The following is a 19,576-nucleotide window of genomic DNA, read 5'->3' as shown; positions in this document are numbered from 1 at the left end:
CACATCGCGTTTCAGGGACAGAAAAGATCGTTTGTGAGGCCGAAAATCATCAAGCTCAGCACGGCGGCCATGCCAAACGCCGTCAAAAGATTGAGCGCCCGGTCCGAAGGCGGACGCCCTGTCACGGCCTCGAAGGCGTAAAACATCAGGTGTCCGCCATCCAGAACCGGGATCGGCAGCAGGTTCAAAAAGCCGATCGCCGCCGACAAGACCGCGATCCACCACAGGAAACTCTCCGCCCCCGCGCTGGCAGCCTGGCCAGTGCTTTCGGCGATGGAAATCGCGCCGCCCAGGTTGCAGCTTCCGATCTGGCCGGTGATCATCGCCCATAACCCCGTAAGCGAGGAGGCGATGATATCCCAAGTCTGCGATATGCCCAGCCACAATGCCTCGAACACCCCTGCACGCCTGGTCGCGGGCTCGAAATAGCTGGTGCCGCCGGTGACGCCGATCAGCCAGCGCTTCTCGAAACCGCCATCCGCGGACGGAATATCCTGCTCCTTCGGCACGAGACTATAGCTGGCCGTGCCCTCGCCCTGCCGCCAGACTTCCAGCAGCAAGGGCTGCCCCTGTGCAGCCGCGACCAGTTCCGGCATCTGGGAAAAACGGGAAATCGGCTGGTCATCGATGCCAAGGATCACATCGCCCGCCATCAGCCCGGCATCCGCCGCGGCACTGCGCGGGGCGACGCCGGTGATTCTCGCGGGCATCGGGTCCGGGCCGGTCACGGTGATCGCGGTTCCGTCACGCTCCACCCGCCAGTCCTGCTGCGCGGCAACCGGCAGTTCCTCCGCCACGCGTGACATGTCGGACCAGCTTTCGACCGGCAGCCCCCCGATCGCGAGCACCCGGTCCCCCGGCTGCAATTCATTCACGACCTGCGGTGGCGCGGGCGCGATCTCTCCCAACCTGACATCCTGCGTCGGCAACCCCTGCACCAGCGCGAAACCGCCAAAGATCAGGATCGACAGGATGAAGTTGAAGACCGGCCCGGCCAGCAATGTCGAGAACCGCGCCCAAAGCGGAGCGCCGGTCAATGTCTGCCGCTGCAGTGCCGGATCGACCTCCAGCCCGGTCCCGGCGCTGGCGGCATTCGCGTCGCCCAGGAAACGGACATAGCCGCCCAGGGGAATTGCCGCGATCTGCCAAACGGTTCCCCACCGGTCGCGGCGCGCGACCAGCCGTGGCCCGAAGCCGACCGAGAACACCTCGGCCCGGATGCCCGACAGCCGGCCGATGATGTAATGGCCGTATTCATGTACGGTCACGATCACGGCCAGCGCGATCACAAAGGCGGCCAGCGTCCACAAGGTTCCCCCGAATTGCGGGATCAGATCAGTCATGCTGCGGCCTCCTGCCGGGCGATGCGGTCCCAATGCAGGACCATGTCCAGATCGGCGGGCGCATCGGCAAAGCCCGCCTGCCCCGACAGCGCCTCAAGCACCGCCTCGACCCGGGGTGCCATTTGCGCGAACCCGATCCGGTTCGCAATGAAATCGTCAAGCGCCTGCTCCTTGGCCGCGTTGAACACCGCCCCGGCCATGCCGCCCGCCGCCATGACCTCGCGCGCAAGGCGCAGGGCGGGCCAGCGGGCCTCGTCCGGTTCGCGGAAACTGAGGCTGCCGGTCCTTGCCAGGTCCAATGCAGCGACCGGAAGCGGCGCGCGTTCGGGCCAGTTGAGCGCATAACCGATGGCATGGCGCATATCCGGCGCGCCCAGATGGGCAATCGTTCCGCCATCCACATGGGTCACCATCGCATGAATGATCGATTCCGGATGGATCAGCACCTTGATCCGTTCCGGCTCCAACCCAAAAAACTCATGCGTTTCTATGACTTCCATGGCCTTGTTGAACATCGAGGCGCTATCGATGGTGATCCGCTGCCCCATCGCCCAATTGGGATGGGTCGAGGCCTCGGCCACCGTCGCAGCCGCCAGCCGCTCCAGGGGCCAGTCGCGAAACGCCCCGCCCGAAGCGGTAATGGTCACATGCTCGACGCTATCGCGGGTTTCAGAACCAAGGGCCTGAAAGATCGCGGAATGCTCGGAGTCCACCGGCAGGATCGTGGTTCCGTTTCGTTCGGCCGCAGCGCGCATCAACGGGCCCGCACAAACCAGCGATTCCTTGTTCGCCAATGCCAAAACACCGCCTTGGGCCAGCGCGGTCAGCCCCGGCGCCAATCCCGCTGCGCCAACGATGGCCGACAGGACCCAATCCGCCGGACGTCCCGCCGCCTCTTTCAGGGCCGCAGGTCCGGCGGCGGCTTCGACACCGCTCCCCACCAGTCGCGCGCGCAGATCGTCCAGCAATTCCTCATGCGCCGTTACCGCGACCTCGGCCCGCAACTCTCGCGCCATCCTGGCGAGCCGCTCGATATTCCGTCCGGCGGTCAGCGCGACGACATGGAACGCCTCTGCCCCGCCCGCGCGGCGGATCAGGTCGATCCCATTGGCCCCGACCGATCCGGTCGCTCCGAAAATCGAAATGCGTCGCATGTCTCAGTTAACCGCCGGTAGACTGACCAGAATTCCCAGTAACATTGCCGCAAGCACCGCCCCTGTCACCGCGTCGAACCGATCCATGAAACCGCCATGCCCCGGAATCAGGTTCGAGCTGTCCTTGACGCCCGCCCGCCTCTTGAGCCAGCTTTCGGCGATATCGCCCATCTGGCCCGCGAAACACACCAGCGGCGAACACCAGATCAGCGCAATATCGCCCCAATCCGCCAACCACAGGAGCGTGCCAAAAATCAGCGCGCCAATCCAGCCGGAAATCGTGCCGGACCAGGTTTTCTTGGGGCTGAGCGCGGGCCAGAACTTGGGTCCGCCCAGGATGCGCCCACAGAAATAGCCCATCGTATCCGAGATGATCACGATCCCCATCAGCCACAGCACGAAGCCCAGACCGAACTCTTCGCGGAAACCGACGAGACCAAAGGCGACCAGCAGGATCGCGATGCCGAAGATGGCATAAGTCCAGCGGTCGCGCGCCAATGCGCCGGGCAATCCGGCGAGGATCGGCACGGCCAGCAGCAGCCAGGCCAGCGGATGCAGGATCATCAGCGCGGCAAATTGCGACAAACCGGCAATCACCGCCAGCGCAATCGGGCGCCACCGACCGAAACCGGCATGGAGACGCGGATACCGCCAGCCCGTCATCGCCGCCAGTTCCCAGAAGGTGATGGCCGAGATCACCGCCATGCCCAATCGCAACCAGACGCCCGAGGCGGCCACCAGAAGCAGCCCGATTGCCAGTAGCACCAATGTCGAGGCGATACGCCTTGAAAGATCGGCCCATTTACCCGGAGGGACAGGAGTTTTCGGCGCTATCGACCCCTTTTTCCTCATGCGCCCCCGAAACGACGCTCGCGCATGCCGAAACGATCGAGGATGGTGCCCAGATGATCCGGCGTGAAATCCGGCCACATCGTCGGGGTGAACTCGTATTCGGCATAGGCCGCCTGCCAGGGCAGGAAATTCGAGGTCCGCGTCTCGCCCGATGTGCGGATCACCAGGTCCGGGTCGGGATGGCCGGCGGTATCCAGGCATCCCGCCAGATCGGCCTCGCCGGGTTCCGCCACCTCGCCTCGCGCGATCTTCTGCGCCAGACGCCCGGCCGCGCGGGTCAACTCGTCCCGTCCGCCGTAATTGATCGCGACAGTCAGGTTCAGCCGCGTATTGCCGGCGGTGCGCGCCTCGATCGAGGACATCAGCGCCTGCAGCTTGGGATCAAGCCGTTCGCGGCCGCCGATAAAGCGCATCCGCACGCCCTCGGCGGACATGCCCTCTGCCTCGCGCTCGATATAGCGGCGGAAGATCTTCATCAGCCCAAGCACTTCCTCGGTCGAACGTTTCCAGTTCTCGGTCGAAAAGGCATAGACGGTAAGCCAGTTCACCCCGAGATCGGGACAGGCGCGAACGATCTGCTTGACACGTTCCGCCCCACGCCGATGGCCGACCAGGCGCGGCCAGCCGCGCTCGGTCGCCCAACGACCATTTCCGTCCATGATGATGGCAACGTGACGCGGACGTTGCTCGGTGCCCCCTGTTGGCAGGGCCTGTGCAGGTTCGGCGGCCATGATGTCTCAGACCTGCATGATTTCGGCCTGCTTGGCCTCGAGCGCCTCGTCGACACCGGCAATCATCTTGTCGGTCAGTTCCTGCACGGCCGTTTCCCAGAATTTCTGGTCGTCCTCGGGCATGCCGCTGGCCTTGCCCTTCTTGACCTGATCCATCCCGTCACGGCGCACGTTGCGGATCGCGACCCGGGCGCTTTCCGCATATTGGGCGGCAACCTTGGTCAACTCGCGGCGGCGTTCCTCGTTCAACTCGGGGATCGGCAGCATGATGATGGTGCCGTTGGTCTGCGGGTTGATGCCGAGGCCGCTTTCACGGATCGCCTTCTCCGCCTTGCCGACCATCGACTTGTCCCAGATATTGATGGTGACCATGCGCGGCTCGGGCACATTGACGGTGCCAAGCTGGTTGATCGGTGTCATCTGGCCATAGGCTTCGACCTGGACCGGCTCGACCATCGAGGCCGAAGCACGCCCCGTGCGAAGCGACGCGAATTCGTGGCGCAGACTTTCCATCGCACCTTTCATTCGCCGTTCAAGATCATCTATGTCGATTTCGATGTCCTCTGCCATATCGGACTGCCTCTGCATTGGATTTTTACCGCTTGTAACCGCAATGCCCATGCTTGGCAAAGGCTTTACCCGCCGATCGGCGGGCATTTGACGGTCCGGCCGATCACAGGAAAGTGCGTTGTCAGTTATGCACGCGGGTATAGGTGCCGTCGCCTTCCAGAATGGTCCGGAAGCCGCCCGGCTCGTCCAGCGAGAAGACGATGATCGGCAGACGGTTGTCGCGCGCCAACGCAATGGCCGAAGCATCCATCACGCCCAGGTGCTTTTGCAGCACCTCGTCATAGGATACGTCCTGGTAGCGCGTCGCATCCTTATGTTTCACGGGGTCCTTGTCATAGACGCCGTCGACCTTGGTTCCCTTGAAGATCGCCTCGCAGTTCATCTCGTTGGCGCGCAGCGTCGCGGCGGTATCGGTGGTGAAATAGGGATTGCCGGTCCCGGCGGCGAAGATCACGATCCGCTTCTTTTCCAGGTGGCGAATGGCCCGGCGGCGGATATAGGGCTCGCAGACCTCGTCCATCCGGATGGCGCTGATGACACGGCAATGCAGCCCCTTGTCCTCCAGCGCCGACTGCATGGCCAGCGCATTCATCACCGTGGCCAGCATTCCCATGTAATCGGCGGTCGTCCGCTCCATCCCCTGGGCGCTGCCCTGCAATCCGCGGAAGATATTGCCTCCACCGATGACCATGCAGACCTCGACCCCCATCTGGGCGACCGATTCGACCTCGTTCGCGATGCGGGCCACGGTGGGCGGATGCAGGCCATATCCCTGATCCCCCATCAGCGCCTCGCCCGAGATTTTCAGCATTACCCGGCCATATTGGGTGGGCGCAGAGCCCGTTCGATCAGTCATGTCCTGTCCTTTTCATCGCCGGGCTCGCCGCTTTCATTGCCGCGCAAAATGTCGCAAAAAGCGGACAGGATCAACCGCCCGGAACCACCCATGCAAGCGCCTGACCTCGCACAGATCGACCCCGCGCGCCACCTGCTGATCGCAGGTCCGACCGCCAGCGGCAAATCGGCACTGGCGCTGGCAGTGGCGCAGGCCCAGGGCGGATTGATCGTGAATGCCGACGCCTTGCAGATCTGGTCCTGCTGGCGGGTGCTGACGGCACGGCCCTCGCAAGCGGACGAGGCAGCGGCTCCGCATGCACTCTATGGCCATGTCACGCCGGATCGCAGCTATTCCGTCGGGGACTGGCTGCGCGATGTGGCCCAGCTCGCGGACCGACGCCTGATCATTGTGGGCGGCACGGGGCTTTACCTGACGGCGCTGACGCAGGGATTGGCTTATGTTCCGCCTGTCTCATCCAAGATCCGGGCTGCCGGTGACGCGATGCTGGCCGAAGAGGACGGATTGGCAAGGATGGTGGCCGAACTCGATCCAGAGACGCATCAGCGCATCGACACTCGCAATCCGGCGCGGGTTCAGCGCGCATGGGAGGTGCTGCGCGCGACCGGGCGTGGACTGGCGTCCTGGCAAGCGGACACACCTCCGCCGCTAATCCCTCCCACCGACTGTCAGCGGCTGGTCATGAACGCCGACCGGGACTGGCTGGCCGACCGCATCGCCCGGCGCTTTCATGCGATGATGTCCGAAGGGGCGTTGGCCGAGGTGCAGGCGATGCTGCCCGAATGGGAACCCGGCAAGCAATGGGCGCGCGCAATCGGGGCGCCAGAACTGGTTGCGCATTTGCGGGACGGACTCGATCTGGAGACCGCGACGGAACGTGCCATCATCGCCACCCGGCAATATGCGAAATCGCAACGGATATGGTTTCGAAACCGGATGAAGGATTGGCAGAACTGGCCGGTCGGACCAGCGGATTGACCCGGCCAATCGTGCGGCGTGGATTTTTTCCGGATTCACGGTTGTCGGACCGCCAGAGTTAAGCGACAATTCATCCGCAGCTTATACGAGTTCACGGTTATAGATGGCGTCTCATGATCGAACAGATTGGGAGGGCAGATTTCCCTTCTCGCCCAGCCCCTTCGCAGAACGAAGCCTGACGGGCCTGCCTCGCCCGAAGGCGAGCGGCTTGCCAAATGCCCGGATAAATGACTCGGATATTCCCGAGGGCCGCGCCCTGGATATGCGCCGCTATCACGCCGCCACAGCCCGGCTCGGGACGGCCTCTCCTCCCACGCCGCCGAAGATATTGGCCGTAGCGGCCCGTTCCTTCGCGCAGCGCCCGGTGGCGCGACAATCGGGGCCGCGCCTCTTGCCGCTGGCGGGGTTCATCTGGGGCAGCCGCGCCACGCCTCCGCAGCCCCGAACCCGGGCAGACCATATCCTGATCTGGGTGACAGCCGGACAATTGCATCTGGACTTTCCGCGGCAACAGCATGTCATGCCAAGCGATTCCGTCCGCTATATCCCCGCCGGCACCGCCTTTGCGGCTTGGCCGAAGCCGGAGACCGAAGGCCATGCCCTCCTGCTCGCCCCGGCATTGCTCCGCGACATCGATCCGCCGTTTCCCCAGCATCCGCTGGCTGGTTCCGCCGGCGAATCCGGAGAAGCGCTGCTTTCCACCCTCAAGGAACTGGCGGACGAAAGCGCGAAGCCGAATTCCGAAAAGGCACTGCATTGCCTGCTTGGCGTTCTGGCCCTGCGCCTTGCCCGGCTCGAACCGGCTCGGGCCAATGCAGCCCTGACGCCCCTGCCGAACGAGGCGCAACGCCCGCTTGTCGAACGCTTTCTCACACTGGCCATGGCGCAGTTGCGCCATGGGCCCACCATCGCCGATCTTGCGGCCATTCTGGGGACAAGCACGGCGGCGCTGGATCACGCTTGCCAGAACGCCCGAGGCAAGCGCGCCATCGAACTGATGCACGAGGTGCGGTTGCAGCGGGCGGTCGAGATGTTGCGCGAAGGCGGACAAAGCCCGGCGCAGATCGCAAAGGAACTCGGCTATACCAGCCACGCCCATTTCACCCGCAGCTTTGTCGAGGCGACCGGGCAGCGCCCCGAAACATTCCGGGATCAGTCCGGCTGATCATCCGCCTCAACGGACTCCCTGCGCCCCCGGAACCCGGTCGCGACCACGAATTTCTCGGACGAGTCGCGGCGGCTGGCGGGGGGTTTGACATTGGCGACCTTCTGGAAATTCCGCTTCAGCAACGTCTGCATGTCGCTTTCCGCGCCGCCGGCCAATACCTTGGCAACGAAAGTTCCGCCCGGTTCGAGGATATCGAGAGCCAGTGCGGCCGCCGCCTCGACCAATGCGACGATACGCAGATGATCCGTGCCCTTATGCCCCGAAGAGGACGCGGCCATGTCGGACATCACGACATCGGCGGTTCCGCCCAGCCAGTCCTTGACCTTGTCGTCCGCCCCCTCGGACAGGAAGTCGAGCAGATGGATCTCGGCCCCGGCGATCAGATCGACCTCTTGCAGGTCGAGGCCAAGCACGCGGCCCACCGGCTTGCCGGATTTCTCGCCAAGCGCGTTCACGCGCCGCACCGCCACCTGGCACCAGCCACCGGGGGCGCAGCCCAGATCCACCACCCGCGCGCCGGGCACGAGAAAGCGATACTTGTCATCCAGCTCAAGGATCTTGTAAGCCGCCCGCCCCCGATATCCCTCGCGCTTGGCCCGCGCGACATAGGGATCGTTCAACTGCCGTTCCAGCCATAGCTTGCTGGACAGCTTGCGCCCCTTCGCGGTCTTGACCCGGACCCGCAGGTCACGCTCTCCGCGACCGCTGGATTTTCCCGCCCGGCTGCCGCCCGAACCATTTGCTGCCATCATGCCACTCCATTTAGCCCTTCCGGCCTGAGCACCCCATCGCGCACCATCTGGGCATAAAGCAACCCCTCGCGTAACCCGCGATCCGCAACCGACAGCTTGTTCGTCGGCCAGACCCGCATCAAGGTTTGCAAGATCGCCGCGCCGGACATGATCAGGGCGTGTCTTTCCCGCCCGATCCTCGGATCAGAGCGGCGACCAATCGGCCCGAGGGCCAGATAGGAATGGATGACCTTGTCGATCTGCTCGGTACTCATCGTCAACCCATCCACCTTGGTGCGGTCATAGCGGCGCAGGTTGAGATGGCTCGCCGCGACTGTCGTAACGGTTCCCGACGTCCCGATGATCTGGAAACCCTCGTCGGGAGAGCCATCCGCATAGGGCGCGAAATCGGCCAGGAGTTCCTCGAAATACCAACTCATCAGCGCGAAACGTCCCTGGTCGTCCTCGACATCGGCGAACATGTCGCGCAGTGTCGCCACCCCCAGGGGCACGCTGATCCAGTCGACCACCCGCGCCCCGCCCGGCTGCGGATTACCGAAACCATCGCTCAGCCGCATGATCGCTCGCGGCCGCTCCCGCGGTTCGACATCCTCGAGATCGATCCAGACCAGTTCGGTCGAGCCGCCTCCGATATCGACGACCAGCAGGGTCTCGGTCTTGTGGCTGACCAGCGGCGCGCAAGAGATCACGGCCAGCCTCGCCTCTTCCTCGGCATCGATGATTTCAAGCGGCAGGCCCGTTTCACGGCGGATATTGCGCATGAAATCGCGGCTGTTCCTCGCCCTTCGGCAAGCCTCGGTCGCAACCAGACGCATGCTCTTGACGTTGTGCTGCTCCAGCTTGCGCCGACATACCTGCAATGCATGAATGGTACGCGCCATCGAGCTCCGGGACAGCCGCCCCGAAGCTTCCAGCCCCAACCCAAGCTGCACTGGCTTGGAGAAGCTGTCCACGACCTGGAACTGACTGCCGCGCGGCCGCGCAATCAGCATCCGGCATGAATTTGTACCGAGGTCGAGAGCCGCATAAAGCGCGCCCTCCTCGGCCTGGCGGGTGACGGACGGCTCAACCGTATTTTTCGGGAACGCGCCCCCACCCGCGGGACGCCTGGGCGCCATAATCACGCCCTCCGATATCAACTTGGCCTCAAGGTAGCCTGCGGAGGGGATGCGATCAAGGGCGCGTTGAGTATTAAAGTCGCGCTTCACCCCGGGTATGCGCGATGCCACGCCCATGCCGGATATCCGAGGCCTAACCTGCGGCGCGCATGGCGCGATCAAGGGCCGGATAAATTCCGGGATCGCCCATCTGCCCAACATTGAAACGCATATAGGACATCATCCCTTGCGACGGGCTGAACACGTTTCCGGGCGCCAGGACGACATTCTCGGCCAGCGCCGCCCGTGCCATCGCAGCCCCGTCGGTGCCTTCCGGCAACTGACACCAAAGGTAGAAACCGCCGCGCGGCATGATCCATGGCGCAATGCCGATTTCGCCCAACTGCACTGCAACCTTCCAGCGCAGCTTGGCCAGGCGCACCCGCAGCGCCTCCATATGCTTGCGATAGCCGCCATCGCTCAGCGCGTGATGCAGGATTTCTGCCGCGAGCGGGCTCGGGCCACCGAAATTGGTGGCCACCTGCAGATCGATCAACGCCTCGATCCAGTCAGGCCGCGCCGCGACATAGCCGCAGCGGACAGAGGCCGACAGGGTCTTAGAGAAACTGCCGATCCGGATCACCCTGTCCAGCCCGTCCATTGCCGCCAGGCGCGGCGAGAGATCGGGCTCGAACTCGGTGAAGATATCATCCTCGATGACGATCAGGTCATGCACGGCGGCGAGCGTCAGCACCTTATGCGCCACCTGCGCCGATATCGTCGCGCCCGTCGGATTATGAAGGGCGGAATTGGTGATGTAGAGGCGCGGCTTGTGCAGGGACAACGCCTCTTGGAGACGCTCGATATCCGGACCCTGCGGCGTATACGGCACCCCGACGATCTCGACCCGGTGCGCCCGGAACAGGGCCTGGAAATTGAAATAGCAGGGATCGTCGACCAGCACCTTGTCCCCCGGCGAAAGCAGCAGGCGACAGACAAGGTCGATCGCGTTCGAGCCCGAGGAGGTCAGCAGGATGCGACCCGGGCCAGCCTCGATCCCCTGGTCCGAAAGCTGCCGCGACAGGAATTGCCGCAGTTTCCCCTCGCTCCGAGTTCCGCCATAATAGGATAGCAGCCCGTCATCCGCCCGCCCCGCCGCACGAATGGCCCGCCTGAGCGAAGCCACGGGCATCCAACCGGCAGGCAGCCATCCGCAGCCCGGCTTGGGCGCCTCCTCATCCGCATCCAGCGACTGGCGGGACACCCAGAGCGGATCGATCTCGCGCTCCAGCCTTGGGCCCATTGCCGATAATGCGACAGGCCGATTGCTTTGCGCCGCATAGAAGCCAGATCTGCGGCGTGCAAAGATCACACCCTCGGCGGCGAGCCGGTCATAGGCTTCGACCACGGTAGAGGGTGATACCCGCATCGTCGTCGCAAAACCACGAATCGAGGGAAGCTTCTCCCCCGGTGCAATCGCGCCCGAGCCGAGCTTGCGGCGGATTGCCTGCATGACCTGTTCTGTCCGGCTTTCCATCCCGCCCCCTTTGTATGCCCAGTTGTATCAATACAGAATGTCAAAATTGTATTGGTTTGTATCTGTCTTTGCCAGCCCAGTCTCTCTAGCCATGCGCCATGACATGAAAGGAGCAGCGGAATGCAGGCAACGACATCGGGATGGGGGTCAGGTTGGGGGAGCGGCTTTCTGGGCATGCTCATTTTCAGTGGCTCACTGCCGGCAACTCGTGTTGCCGTTGGGGGATTCAGCCCGCTTTTCCTGACATCGGTCCGCGCGGTTCTGGCAGCCTGTATCGCGATTGCCCTGCTGAAACTGTTACGAGAGGCGCGGCCCGGCCGCAGCGACCTGATGTCGCTGCTGATCGTGGCGCTTGGCGTGGTGGTGGGGTTCCCTCTGCTGACCGCGATGGCGTTGCAATATATCACTGCCGCGCATTCCATCGTGTTCATCGGTCTTCTGCCGCTCGCCACCGCGATATTCGCCACATTGCGCGGCGGCGAACGCCCTGCCCCGCTATTCTGGCTGTTTTCCTGCATGGGCAGCATGCTGGTCGCGGGTTACGCCCTGTCGCAGAGCACCGAAATGCAATGGAGCGGCGATCTGCTGATGGTCGCGGCGGTGCTTGTCTGCGGGTTGGGATATGCCGAAGGGGCGGTGCTGTCACGGCGGCTTGGCGGCTGGCAAGTGATCTGCTGGGCACTGGTTCTGTCGCTGCCGGTCATGGCTGCAATTGTCCTGGCAGTGTGGCCAAGCGGGTTTGGCAGAGTAAATTCGGCGGAATGGATCGGGTTGGGCTATGTCTCGGTCTTTTCCATGCTGGTCGGCTTTGTCTTCTGGTATCGCGGGCTGGCGATCGGCGGAACCGCCAAGATCGGCCAGCTGCAATTGCTGCAACCCTTCTTCGGCATGATGCTGGCATGGCTGTTCCTGCACGAGCCGGTCGCCCCGTCGATGGTCGGGATAACCGCTCTGGTGGTGCTCTGCGTGGCGGGGGCCAAGCGTTTTGCGTGACGCCCTGTCCTACAGCCCGTTGATCGGAACCTTGAGCATCGGGCGCCCCTCCTTGTCGGTCGGCACCTCGCCCGCCCGCATATTCACCTGAAGCGAGGGGATGATCAGGCGCGGCATTGCCAGTTGCGCATCGCGTTCGGTCCGGAAGCGGACGAATTCCTCGCGGCTTCGCCCGCCGCCGACATGGATATTATGCGCCTTTTCCTCGGCCACGGTGGTCTGCCACTGGATGTCACGCCCGTTCGGGCCGTAATCGTGGCACATGAACAGCCGCATCTCGTCGGGCAGCGCCAACACCTTCTGGATGCTGTCGTAAAGCACGCCCGCATCCCCACCGGGGAAATCCGCACGGGCCGAGCCGCCGTCAGGCATGAATAACGTATCGCCCACGAAAGCCGCATCACCCATGACATGGGTCATGCAGGCTGGCGTATGGCCGGGCGTATGGATGGCGAAACAGGACATCTCGCCGATAATGTAGCTGTCGCTATCCTCGAACAGGTGATCGAACTGGCTACCATCACGCTGGAACTCTGTTCCTTCGTTGAAGATCTTGCCGAAAACATCCTGTATCAACATGATATTCGCGCCGATGCCGATCCTGCCGCCCAACCGGTCCTGGATATAGGGCGCGGCAGAGAGGTGATCGGCATGGACATGGGTCTCGATGATCCAGTCGAGGCGCAAGCCGCGGCGGTTGACCTCGTCTATCAGCATATCGGCGTGCTCATAGGTGATCCGGCCCGCCGCGTAATCGATATCCATGACCGAATCGATGATCGCACAGGCATCCGTGGCAGGATCCTTCACGATATAGCTGATCGTGTTGGTCGCGGGATCGAAATGGCCTTGGACATCCGGCCTGATGGATGTCGTCACAGGATAGGCTGCCATCTTTCCTCCGTGGAATACGCGGTTACGCCACTTGGCCGAATATAACCGCTCTGGTATCGATATACATCCCCTGACGCGTCAGGTTTCGGATTGGAAAGACGTGGTGCCGAGGTTTCGGCGCTTGACGCTCCTCGCCTCGCGCGGCAAGCAAATGACATGATGGATATCCGCCCGGTCGCTCACCCGCTTGGAAAAGTCATTGTCGTGTTGGGCGCATCGATGGCCCTGCCGATGATGACCGATTGGTGGGTGGGCAGCGAACATTGGGCGGTGTTCCTGCAATCCGGCATCATTACCATCGTCGCGGGGCTGCTGATCACGGTCGCCTCGCGCGGCGACTACCGTCTGCTCAGCATCCAGCAGGCCTTTCTGATCACCTCCGGGCTCTGGGCCGTGTTGCCGGTCTTCGGTGCGCTGCCCTTCATGTTCGGTCAGCCGCATGCAAGCTTTACCGACGCATATTTCGAGGCGATGTCGGGCGTCACCACCACCGGCACCACCGCCTTTCCCGAGCTGAACGAGCTACCGCGTGGAACGCATCTATGGCGCGGAATCCTGCAATGGATCGGCGGATTGGGGATCGTCGTCGTCGCCATGGTCTTCCTGCCGGTGATGAAAGTCGGCGGCATGCAGTTCTTCCGGTCCGAAGGTTTTGACACTTTGGGAAAAATCCTGCCCCGCGCCGGCGAGATCGCGGCCGAGATGACACGTATCTATGTCCTGCTGACGGTCGCCGCAGTGCTGACCTATATCCTGCTGGGACTCAACGGATACGACGCCATTGTCCACGCGTTCTCCACCGTGTCCACCGGTGGGTTCTCCAGTTACGATGCGAGTTTCGGCGCTTTCCTCGGGGCGCCGGAATGGGCCGCGTCGATCTTCATGATCCTCGCCTCGATCCCCTTCATCCGCATGGTGCAGGTCATGCGCGGGAATTTCGTACCGATATGGCAGGATAGCCAAATCCGCGCCTATCTGCGCTGGATTTTCTATGCTTGCATGGCCATCGTCCTGTACCGGCTTCTTGTCATGCAGCAGGGCGATCACCCGGGCGAGCTGATCCGCGAAACGGTCTTCAACACTATCTCGACCTTTTCCGGCACCGGCTTCGCCTCGACCGACATGGCTGCCTGGGGGCATCTGCCACTTGCCTTGCTGATCGTCTGCGGGTTGATCGGCGGCTGCACCGGCTCCACCGGTTGTTCGGTCAAGGTTTTCCGCTACCTGGTACTGTTCCAGGCCGTTCGAGCGCAGATCCGGCGGCTGCATTCTCCGCATCGGGTCTATCCGCTGCGCTATGAAGGGCGCGCCCTCGACCAGGAGGTGGTGGATTCGGTGATGGCCTTCTTCACACTGTTCATGCTGACATTCGGCCTGCTGATCGTCGGGTTGTCGCTGACCGGGCTACACACGAAAACCGCGCTGACCGCCGCATGGACGGCCATCGCCAATGTCGGACCTGCCTGGGGCCCCGAGATCTCCGCGAACGGCTCGATCGTCGAATTCCCGAACAGCGCCAAATGGATCATGATCTTCGGAATGTTCCTCGGACGGCTCGAGCTGGTCTCGGTGCTCGTGCTGCTGCTGCCCAAGTTCTGGCGTTCCTGAAGCACGCTCCTATGGTTGCTCCGTGATGTCGTCCGAGGCAGCCCCATCCGTTTCCGACACGTCGGGCAGTTCATCCTGAGCCCGAGCGTTCCGGGCCAGGCTGTCGCTCATCTCGGCGGCAAGGCGGGTCTGGTTCTCGGGGTCGTTCGCGGGCCAGATCAGAACGAAGCCTTCGGCCCGTCCGTCGCGGACCCAGCCCTCGGCCCGGCCATGGTGATCGGTATTCTTGCCTGTCAGCAGGACATGGCCCTTCTCGATCACCCGCTTGGGACGAGGCACCCAGCCAAGCGCCGTGACAAGCCCTGACAGATCGAGAAGCTCCTGCTGTCCGCCCGGCTGACTGAACAGGATCAGCGCCGCGCCGGAATCGTTCTTCGGCGCATAGATCGACAGCGCCCTTTCGGTGCGGTCGAATTGCAGCTTGTCCATGGGGGCCGTGAGGCTAAGGCCGGTATGTGCGTCCTCCAGCACCGTCAGCCCCATCTCGTCGCGCCATTCCGCGCGGCGCTCCATCAGATTGCGCATGGCCGTGCCGGGATCGGGGGAAAACCGTTGCCCGATGATCTCGGCACTGATCGCGGCGCGGGTCTGGGGTCCGGCCTTGCCGTCGATCCCGCCCTCGTAGAGTCCCGCCCAACGCAGCGCCTTCTGCACCTCGTCCATCGGCGGCATCTCTTGCGGCTCACCCGGTGCGGGCAGATCGGGTGCCTCGCCCGGCGTCACCGCTTCGCCCATCTCTGCCGCTTCCGAGGTAAAGGCGTCTCCGGGCATCAGGTCGGCCTGCTTGAAGGCAGCCAGCCATGCGAGGGCGGTTTCCTCCTCCAGCGGACCTAGGGCCACGCCATACCAGCCGCCCGGCAAATGCCACAGCCCCGCACCGGGAAAGTTCTCGCGCCATTGAGTCAGCGCCTCCTCGCCCTCGGCCTGCGTACGCAGGGATTGCAGCCGGATATAGGTGCCAGGTGCCGCGACCGGAGGCTCGGCAACTGGCTCGGGCTCATTGTCAGATTGCTCCCCGACAATCACCGGATTGACCTGCAGGTTTTCGAGATCCGTTGCCGCAGCCTCGTTGTCTCGGGCCGGTCCGGTCTCATCGGAAGGCGTGGCGGCCACCGGGATCAGTTCCACATTCTTCCCCGGCTCGGCCACGAAACTGTCGGCCGGCACCTCTCCGGCGGCCCGCAACTCGTCCAGCCGTGCCTCGGCCTCTTCCGGCGACAGTGGACCCAACGCGATGCCGATCCAGCCCCCGTTCAGAGGGAAAGTCACCACATCGTCGAATTTCTGCCGCCAGCCCGCAGCGGTCTCGTTTGCCTGGGCCGCGCCCCGCTTGGCCTCGATCCGTATCACCGCGTCCTGCGCGAATGCCGCCACCGGCAAGCCTGCCGCCAGAACCATCGTAATCATGTGCCGCATACCGGCCTCCTTTGCGGGCCGCTGCCCGCCCCTTTATTGACCCTGCCCCAAGCCACGCCTAGAAGGCGCGGGACGCTTTGCACGATCTATGCAAAAAGGACGCCCAGATGACCAGCCCCAACCGCCCCCGCAGCTTTCAGGAGGTCATTCTCCGCCTGCAGAATTACTGGGCCGGACAGGGCTGCGCGATCCTGCAGCCCTATGACATGGAAGTAGGCGCGGGCACCTTCCATCCCGCGACCACCCTGCGCGCCCTTGGCTCGAAGCCGTGGGCGGCGGCCTATGTGCAACCCTCGCGCCGCCCGACCGACGGCCGCTATGGCGAAAATCCGAACCGGTTGCAGCATTATTATCAATATCAGGTGATCATCAAACCGAGCCCCGCGAATTTGCAGGAACTTTACCTGGGCAGCCTGCGCGCCATCGGCCTCGATCCGATGATCCACGATGTCCGCTTCGTCGAGGATGATTGGGAAAGCCCGACCCTCGGCGCATGGGGCCTGGGGTGGGAGGTCTGGTGCGACGGCATGGAAGTCAGCCAGTTCACCTATTTCCAGCAGGTCGGCGGGCATGATTGCCGCCCGGTCTCGGGCGAGCTGACCTATGGGCTGGAGCGGCTGGCGATGTATGTGCTGGGCGTCGAGCATGTGATGGATATGCCCTTCAACGACCCCGATGCGGCCATTCCGCTGAGCTATGGCGATATCTTCCTTCAGACCGAGCAGGAATATTCGCGCTGGAACTTCGACCAGGCCGACACGGACACGCTGTTCCGGCATTTCGAGGATGCCGAGGCCGAATGCGCGCGCATCCTCGACGCGGCCGAGACCGACAGCGCCGGGCGGCGTATCCCGATGGCGCACCCGGCCTATGACCAATGCATCAAGGCCAGCCATGTCTTCAACCTGCTGGACGCGCGCGGGGTGATCTCGGTCACCGAGCGGCAGGCCTATATCGGGCGTGTCCGGGCGCTGGCCAAGGCCTGTGCCGACCTGTTCGTGACCACCGATGCAGCGGGAAAAGCGGCGTGAAGGGCAAGCTGGCAGTCATCGTGCTGATCCTTGCGCCAATTCTTGTTGGCGGCGGGATCTGGTATGCGCAGGAATATGGTTTCTACGACGAGATCGCGCCGGGCAGTCCGGCGGCGATCGTTCAAATTCAGTCCGAAGACGGGGCACAAGATCTGCAGATGACCGGTTTCGAGGGTATCGACGCAGACAGCTCTCCTATCCGCTGGCGCGCCTGTTTCCGCATCGAGGGCGATTTCTCCGATGCGATCCCTTTCGAAGGTGCCACCCCCTTGATCGGCCCCCGCTGGTTCGATTGCTTCGATGCCGAACAGATCGGCGCTGATCTCGAATCCGGCGCTGCCCGTGCCGTCCTGAGCCAGTCCGAGATCCACCCGGATGTGGACCGCGTGCTGGCCATCTATCCCGATGGCCGCGCCTATGGCTGGCACCAATATAACGACAAGACCCCGGAACGCGGAGTGATGGACTGATGCCCGACCTTCTCATCGAGCTATTCTCGGAGGAAATCCCCGCCCGGATGCAATCTCGCGCCCGTGCGGACCTGAAACGCCTGATCACCGACGGGCTGGTCGAAGGCGGTCTGACCTATGCCTCGGCGGGCGCGTTCAGCACCCCGCGCCGGCTGGTGCTGGCCGTCGAGGGTCTGACCGACCACAGCCCCACCATTCGCGAAGAGCGCAAGGGTCCGCGCGTGGACGCGCCCGAGAAGGCGTTGGAAGGGTTCCTGCGCGGTGCGGGACTGACCCGCGATCAACTGGAAAAGCGGGACGACAAGAAAGGGCAGGTCTGGTTCGCGACCATCGAGAGGCCGGGCCGCCCCGCAGCCGAGATTGTGGCCGAGGTACTGGAAGCCGCGATCCGCAACTTTCCATGGCCGAAATCCATGCGTTGGGGCGACGGGTCGCTGCGTTGGGTGCGCCCGCTGCATTCGATCCTGTGCATTCTGACCGACGAATCCGGTGCATCCGTGGTGCCACTGACGGTCGAGGGGATCGCGGCAGGCGATACGACACGTGGCCACCGCTTCATGGCGCCCGAACCCTTCGCCGTCACGGGGTTCGAGGATTATGCCGCGAAACTGCGCCGCGCCCGGGTCATGCTGGACCATGACGAACGCGAAGCCGCGATCCGGCAGGAGGCCGACAGCCTCGCCTTCGCGCGTGGCTGGGAGATCGTGCCAGATGAAGGGCTGATGTCCGAGGTCGCCGGGCTGGTCGAGTGGCCGGTGCCGCTGATGGGGGTGATCGAGGAGCGTTTCCTCGACCTGCCGCCCGAGGTGCTGCAGACCTCGATGAAGGAGCATCAGAAATTCTTCTCGGCGCGCAATCCAAAGACCGGACGGATCGAGGGCTTCGTCACCGTCGCCAATATCGAGACTGCCGATGACGGTGCGACGATCCTTGCCGGGAACCAGCGCGTGCTCGCAGCCCGACTGTCGGATGCCGCCTTCTTCTGGGAAAACGACCTGCGCGACGCGAAAGAGGGCATGGAGGGTTGGGCCGAAGGGCTGAAATCCGTGACCTTCCACAACAAGCTGGGCTCTCAGGCGGACCGGGTTGAGCGGATCGCGGCGCTCTCGCGTGAGATCGCGCCCTTGGTCGGGGCCGATGCGGATCAGGCGGAACAGGCGGCGCGACTGGCCAAGCTGGATTTGCGCTCGGCCATGGTCGGCGAGTTCCCCGAATTGCAAGGGATCATGGGCAGGTATTACGCCAAGTCTGCAGGCCATGCCGACGCCGTGGCCGATGCCGCGCGGGATCACTACTCGCCGCTTGGTCCCTCGGATGCGGTGCCCTCTGCCCCGGTTTCGGTTGCCGTGGCGCTGGCCGACAAGATCGACATGTTGACCGGATTCTGGGCCATCGATGAAAAGCCGACCGGTTCGAAGGACCCGTTCGCGCTGCGGCGGGCTGCGTTGGGCGTTATTCGGTTGGTGTTGGGGAATGGTGTGAGGGTCGGTCTGCTCGAAATCATGGCAAAAGGCTATACCGGAGCGGATGCCGCCGACCTCCTGACCTTCCTCCATGACCGGCTCAAGGTCCATTTGCGCGATCAGGGCATCCGCCATGACATCATCGACGCGGTGCTGGCGCAGCCCGGCAATGACGATCTGGTGCAGGTGGTGAACCGCGCCACCGCGCTGAACGAGATGCTGACGACCGAGGACGGGCAGAACCTGACGCAGGGACTGAAACGTGCCGGAAACATCCTTGCGCAGGCCGAGGACAAGGACGGCGTCGAATACAGTTTCGGCGCCGATCAGAAATTCGCGGAAACCGGCGAGGAGCGCGCCCTGTTCACGGCGCTCGACACGGCGGAGCCGGCCATCAAGGAGGCCATGGAGGCAGAGGATTTCCCCGCCGCCATGTCCGCCATCGCCGGGCTGCGCGCGCCCATCGACGCGTTCTTCGAGGCGGTGCAGGTCAATACCGACAACCAGATCCTCCGGCGCAACCGGCTCAACCTGCTTTCCCGCATCCGCGAGGCGGGCCGCCAGATCGCCGATTTCACCCGGATCGAGGGCTGAGCGGCTTCGCCCCCTGCCCTTGCCCGCATGATCGAGGGCACGGGGCGCGCCGGCCTCTTTCCTTGACGC

General features: G+C 63.7%; 18 protein-coding genes. 7 read left to right on the top strand and 11 right to left on the bottom strand.

The features are described 5' to 3' along the window. Positions 1-11 precede the first annotated feature (11 nt). The 6 genes from rseP to pyrH form a co-directional block, all read right to left on the bottom strand. A complete protein-coding gene (gene rseP / locus JHX88_RS04635; RefSeq protein WP_076525674.1) occupies positions 12-1,343 on the bottom strand; it encodes an RIP metalloprotease RseP in 1,332 nt (443 codons plus the stop codon). After that, positions 1,340-2,497, bottom strand: coding sequence for a 1-deoxy-D-xylulose-5-phosphate reductoisomerase (gene dxr, locus JHX88_RS04630; protein WP_076525672.1), 1,158 nt, complete (start codon positions 2,495-2,497; stop codon positions 1,340-1,342). The genes rseP and dxr overlap by 4 nt, the downstream gene beginning before the upstream one ends. A gap of 3 nt (positions 2,498-2,500) precedes the next feature. Further along, the gene (locus tag JHX88_RS04625) at positions 2,501-3,349 is read right to left on the bottom strand and encodes a phosphatidate cytidylyltransferase (RefSeq protein WP_076525670.1); all 849 of its coding nucleotides are present in this window, start codon (positions 3,347-3,349) and stop codon (positions 2,501-2,503) included. Then, positions 3,346-4,080, bottom strand: coding sequence for a polyprenyl diphosphate synthase (gene uppS / locus JHX88_RS04620; protein ID WP_076525668.1), 735 nt, complete (start codon positions 4,078-4,080; stop codon positions 3,346-3,348). The genes JHX88_RS04625 and uppS overlap by 4 nt, the downstream gene beginning before the upstream one ends. 6 nt (positions 4,081-4,086) lie before the next feature. Further along, a complete protein-coding gene (gene frr, locus JHX88_RS04615) occupies positions 4,087-4,650 on the bottom strand; it encodes a ribosome recycling factor (RefSeq protein ID WP_076525666.1) in 564 nt (187 codons plus the stop codon). A 121-nt stretch (positions 4,651-4,771) separates the two neighbouring features. Further along, a complete protein-coding gene (pyrH, locus tag JHX88_RS04610) occupies positions 4,772-5,506 on the bottom strand; it encodes a UMP kinase (RefSeq protein ID WP_076525664.1) in 735 nt (244 codons plus the stop codon). Between the two features lie 90 nt (positions 5,507-5,596). On the opposite strand from pyrH, the gene miaA reads away from it, so the two are divergent. Both miaA and JHX88_RS04600 read left to right on the top strand, forming a co-directional pair. Beyond that, positions 5,597-6,484 carry a tRNA (adenosine(37)-N6)-dimethylallyltransferase MiaA gene (gene miaA, locus JHX88_RS04605; RefSeq protein ID WP_076525662.1) on the top strand — a complete coding sequence of 296 codons (888 nt, stop codon included), beginning with the start codon at positions 5,597-5,599 and terminating at the stop codon, positions 6,482-6,484. Positions 6,485-6,692: 208 nt separating this feature from the next. After that, positions 6,693-7,649 (top strand): helix-turn-helix domain-containing protein, encoded by a 957-nt coding sequence (locus JHX88_RS04600; protein WP_176011431.1) that lies wholly within the window; start codon positions 6,693-6,695, stop codon positions 7,647-7,649. Here the strand turns inward: JHX88_RS04600 and JHX88_RS04595 are convergent. The 3 genes from JHX88_RS04595 to JHX88_RS04585 all read right to left on the bottom strand — a co-directional run bounded on the left by JHX88_RS04595 (position 7,637) and on the right by JHX88_RS04585 (position 11,038). Continuing rightward, positions 7,637-8,401: an RlmE family RNA methyltransferase gene (locus JHX88_RS04595; protein ID WP_076525902.1), complete on the bottom strand. Its 765-nt coding sequence runs from the start codon at positions 8,399-8,401 to the stop codon at positions 7,637-7,639. The genes JHX88_RS04600 and JHX88_RS04595 overlap by 13 nt on opposite strands. Continuing rightward, positions 8,401-9,522 (bottom strand): Ppx/GppA phosphatase family protein, encoded by a 1,122-nt coding sequence (locus tag JHX88_RS04590; protein WP_076525900.1) that lies wholly within the window; start codon positions 9,520-9,522, stop codon positions 8,401-8,403. The genes JHX88_RS04595 and JHX88_RS04590 overlap by 1 nt, the downstream gene beginning before the upstream one ends. Positions 9,523-9,655: 133 nt before the next feature. Continuing rightward, positions 9,656-11,038, bottom strand: a complete 1,383-nt coding sequence (locus JHX88_RS04585; RefSeq protein WP_076525658.1) for an aminotransferase-like domain-containing protein — start codon at positions 11,036-11,038, stop codon at positions 9,656-9,658. 120 nt (positions 11,039-11,158) lie between these two features. Between JHX88_RS04585 and JHX88_RS04580 the strand changes: the two genes are divergently transcribed. Continuing rightward, complete coding sequence (locus tag JHX88_RS04580; RefSeq protein WP_076525656.1) at positions 11,159-12,031, top strand: DMT family transporter; 873 nt, start codon at positions 11,159-11,161, stop codon at positions 12,029-12,031. Between the two features lie 9 nt (positions 12,032-12,040). Here JHX88_RS04580 and JHX88_RS04575 read toward each other — a convergent pair whose 3' ends face one another. Continuing rightward, entirely contained in the window at positions 12,041-12,925 is an 885-nt protein-coding gene (locus JHX88_RS04575; protein ID WP_076525654.1) for an MBL fold metallo-hydrolase, read from the bottom strand. A gap of 156 nt (positions 12,926-13,081) precedes the next feature. On the opposite strand from JHX88_RS04575, the gene JHX88_RS04570 reads away from it, so the two are divergent. Then, positions 13,082-14,533 (top strand): TrkH family potassium uptake protein, encoded by a 1,452-nt coding sequence (locus tag JHX88_RS04570; protein ID WP_076525652.1) that lies wholly within the window; start codon positions 13,082-13,084, stop codon positions 14,531-14,533. A gap of 9 nt (positions 14,534-14,542) precedes the next feature. On the opposite strand, the gene JHX88_RS04565 is transcribed toward JHX88_RS04570, so the two are convergent. After that, positions 14,543-15,949 carry a peptidoglycan-binding domain-containing protein gene (locus JHX88_RS04565; RefSeq protein ID WP_076525650.1) on the bottom strand — a complete coding sequence of 469 codons (1,407 nt, stop codon included), beginning with the start codon at positions 15,947-15,949 and terminating at the stop codon, positions 14,543-14,545. A 107-nt stretch (positions 15,950-16,056) separates the two neighbouring features. Here JHX88_RS04565 and JHX88_RS04560 point away from each other — a divergent pair, with 107 nt between their 5' ends. From JHX88_RS04560 to glyS, 3 genes are read left to right on the top strand one after another with little or no spacing between them, the layout of a single operon-like run. Continuing rightward, complete coding sequence (locus tag JHX88_RS04560; protein ID WP_076525648.1) at positions 16,057-16,980, top strand: glycine--tRNA ligase subunit alpha; 924 nt, start codon at positions 16,057-16,059, stop codon at positions 16,978-16,980. Next, positions 16,977-17,450: a DUF6446 family protein gene (locus tag JHX88_RS04555; protein WP_076525646.1), complete on the top strand. Its 474-nt coding sequence runs from the start codon at positions 16,977-16,979 to the stop codon at positions 17,448-17,450. The genes JHX88_RS04560 and JHX88_RS04555 overlap by 4 nt, the downstream gene beginning before the upstream one ends. Further along, the gene (gene glyS / locus JHX88_RS04550) at positions 17,450-19,507 is read left to right on the top strand and encodes a glycine--tRNA ligase subunit beta (RefSeq protein ID WP_076525644.1); all 2,058 of its coding nucleotides are present in this window, start codon (positions 17,450-17,452) and stop codon (positions 19,505-19,507) included. Before JHX88_RS04555 ends, glyS begins: the two co-directional genes overlap by 1 nt. The last annotated feature ends 69 nt before the right edge of the window (positions 19,508-19,576 follow it).

Origin of the sequence: Paracoccus saliphilus (genome assembly GCF_028553805.1) — a bacterium.
In the GTDB taxonomy this organism is placed as follows: domain Bacteria; phylum Pseudomonadota; class Alphaproteobacteria; order Rhodobacterales; family Rhodobacteraceae; genus Paracoccus; species Paracoccus saliphilus.
The sequence above is the reverse complement of the archived record's forward strand: the minus strand, read 5'-3'. Positions and strand labels throughout refer to the sequence as shown.

Excerpts from the sequence above, each read along its gene's own strand:
- JHX88_RS04570 (WP_076525652.1), top strand. The coding sequence starts at position 13,082 with ATGATGGATATCCGCCCGGTCGCTCACCCGCTTGGAAAAGTCATTGTC.
- JHX88_RS04590 (WP_076525900.1), bottom strand. The coding sequence starts at position 9,522 with ATGGCGCCCAGGCGTCCCGCGGGTGGGGGCGCGTTCCCGAAAAATACG.
- JHX88_RS04575 (WP_076525654.1), bottom strand. The coding sequence starts at position 12,925 with ATGGCAGCCTATCCTGTGACGACATCCATCAGGCCGGATGTCCAAGGC.
- miaA (WP_076525662.1), top strand. The coding sequence starts at position 5,597 with ATGCAAGCGCCTGACCTCGCACAGATCGACCCCGCGCGCCACCTGCTG.
- dxr (WP_076525672.1), bottom strand. The coding sequence starts at position 2,497 with ATGCGACGCATTTCGATTTTCGGAGCGACCGGATCGGTCGGGGCCAAT.
- JHX88_RS04585 (WP_076525658.1), bottom strand. The coding sequence starts at position 11,038 with ATGGAAAGCCGGACAGAACAGGTCATGCAGGCAATCCGCCGCAAGCTC.
- pyrH (WP_076525664.1), bottom strand. The coding sequence starts at position 5,506 with ATGACTGATCGAACGGGCTCTGCGCCCACCCAATATGGCCGGGTAATG.
- glyS (WP_076525644.1), top strand. The coding sequence starts at position 17,450 with ATGCCCGACCTTCTCATCGAGCTATTCTCGGAGGAAATCCCCGCCCGG.
- JHX88_RS04595 (WP_076525902.1), bottom strand. The coding sequence starts at position 8,401 with ATGGCAGCAAATGGTTCGGGCGGCAGCCGGGCGGGAAAATCCAGCGGT.
- JHX88_RS04560 (WP_076525648.1), top strand. The coding sequence starts at position 16,057 with ATGACCAGCCCCAACCGCCCCCGCAGCTTTCAGGAGGTCATTCTCCGC.
- uppS (WP_076525668.1), bottom strand. The coding sequence starts at position 4,080 with ATGGCCGCCGAACCTGCACAGGCCCTGCCAACAGGGGGCACCGAGCAA.
- JHX88_RS04565 (WP_076525650.1), bottom strand. The coding sequence starts at position 15,949 with ATGCGGCACATGATTACGATGGTTCTGGCGGCAGGCTTGCCGGTGGCG.
- frr (WP_076525666.1), bottom strand. The coding sequence starts at position 4,650 with ATGGCAGAGGACATCGAAATCGACATAGATGATCTTGAACGGCGAATG.
- JHX88_RS04625 (WP_076525670.1), bottom strand. The coding sequence starts at position 3,349 with ATGAGGAAAAAGGGGTCGATAGCGCCGAAAACTCCTGTCCCTCCGGGT.
- JHX88_RS04580 (WP_076525656.1), top strand. The coding sequence starts at position 11,159 with ATGCAGGCAACGACATCGGGATGGGGGTCAGGTTGGGGGAGCGGCTTT.
- rseP (WP_076525674.1), bottom strand. The coding sequence starts at position 1,343 with ATGACTGATCTGATCCCGCAATTCGGGGGAACCTTGTGGACGCTGGCC.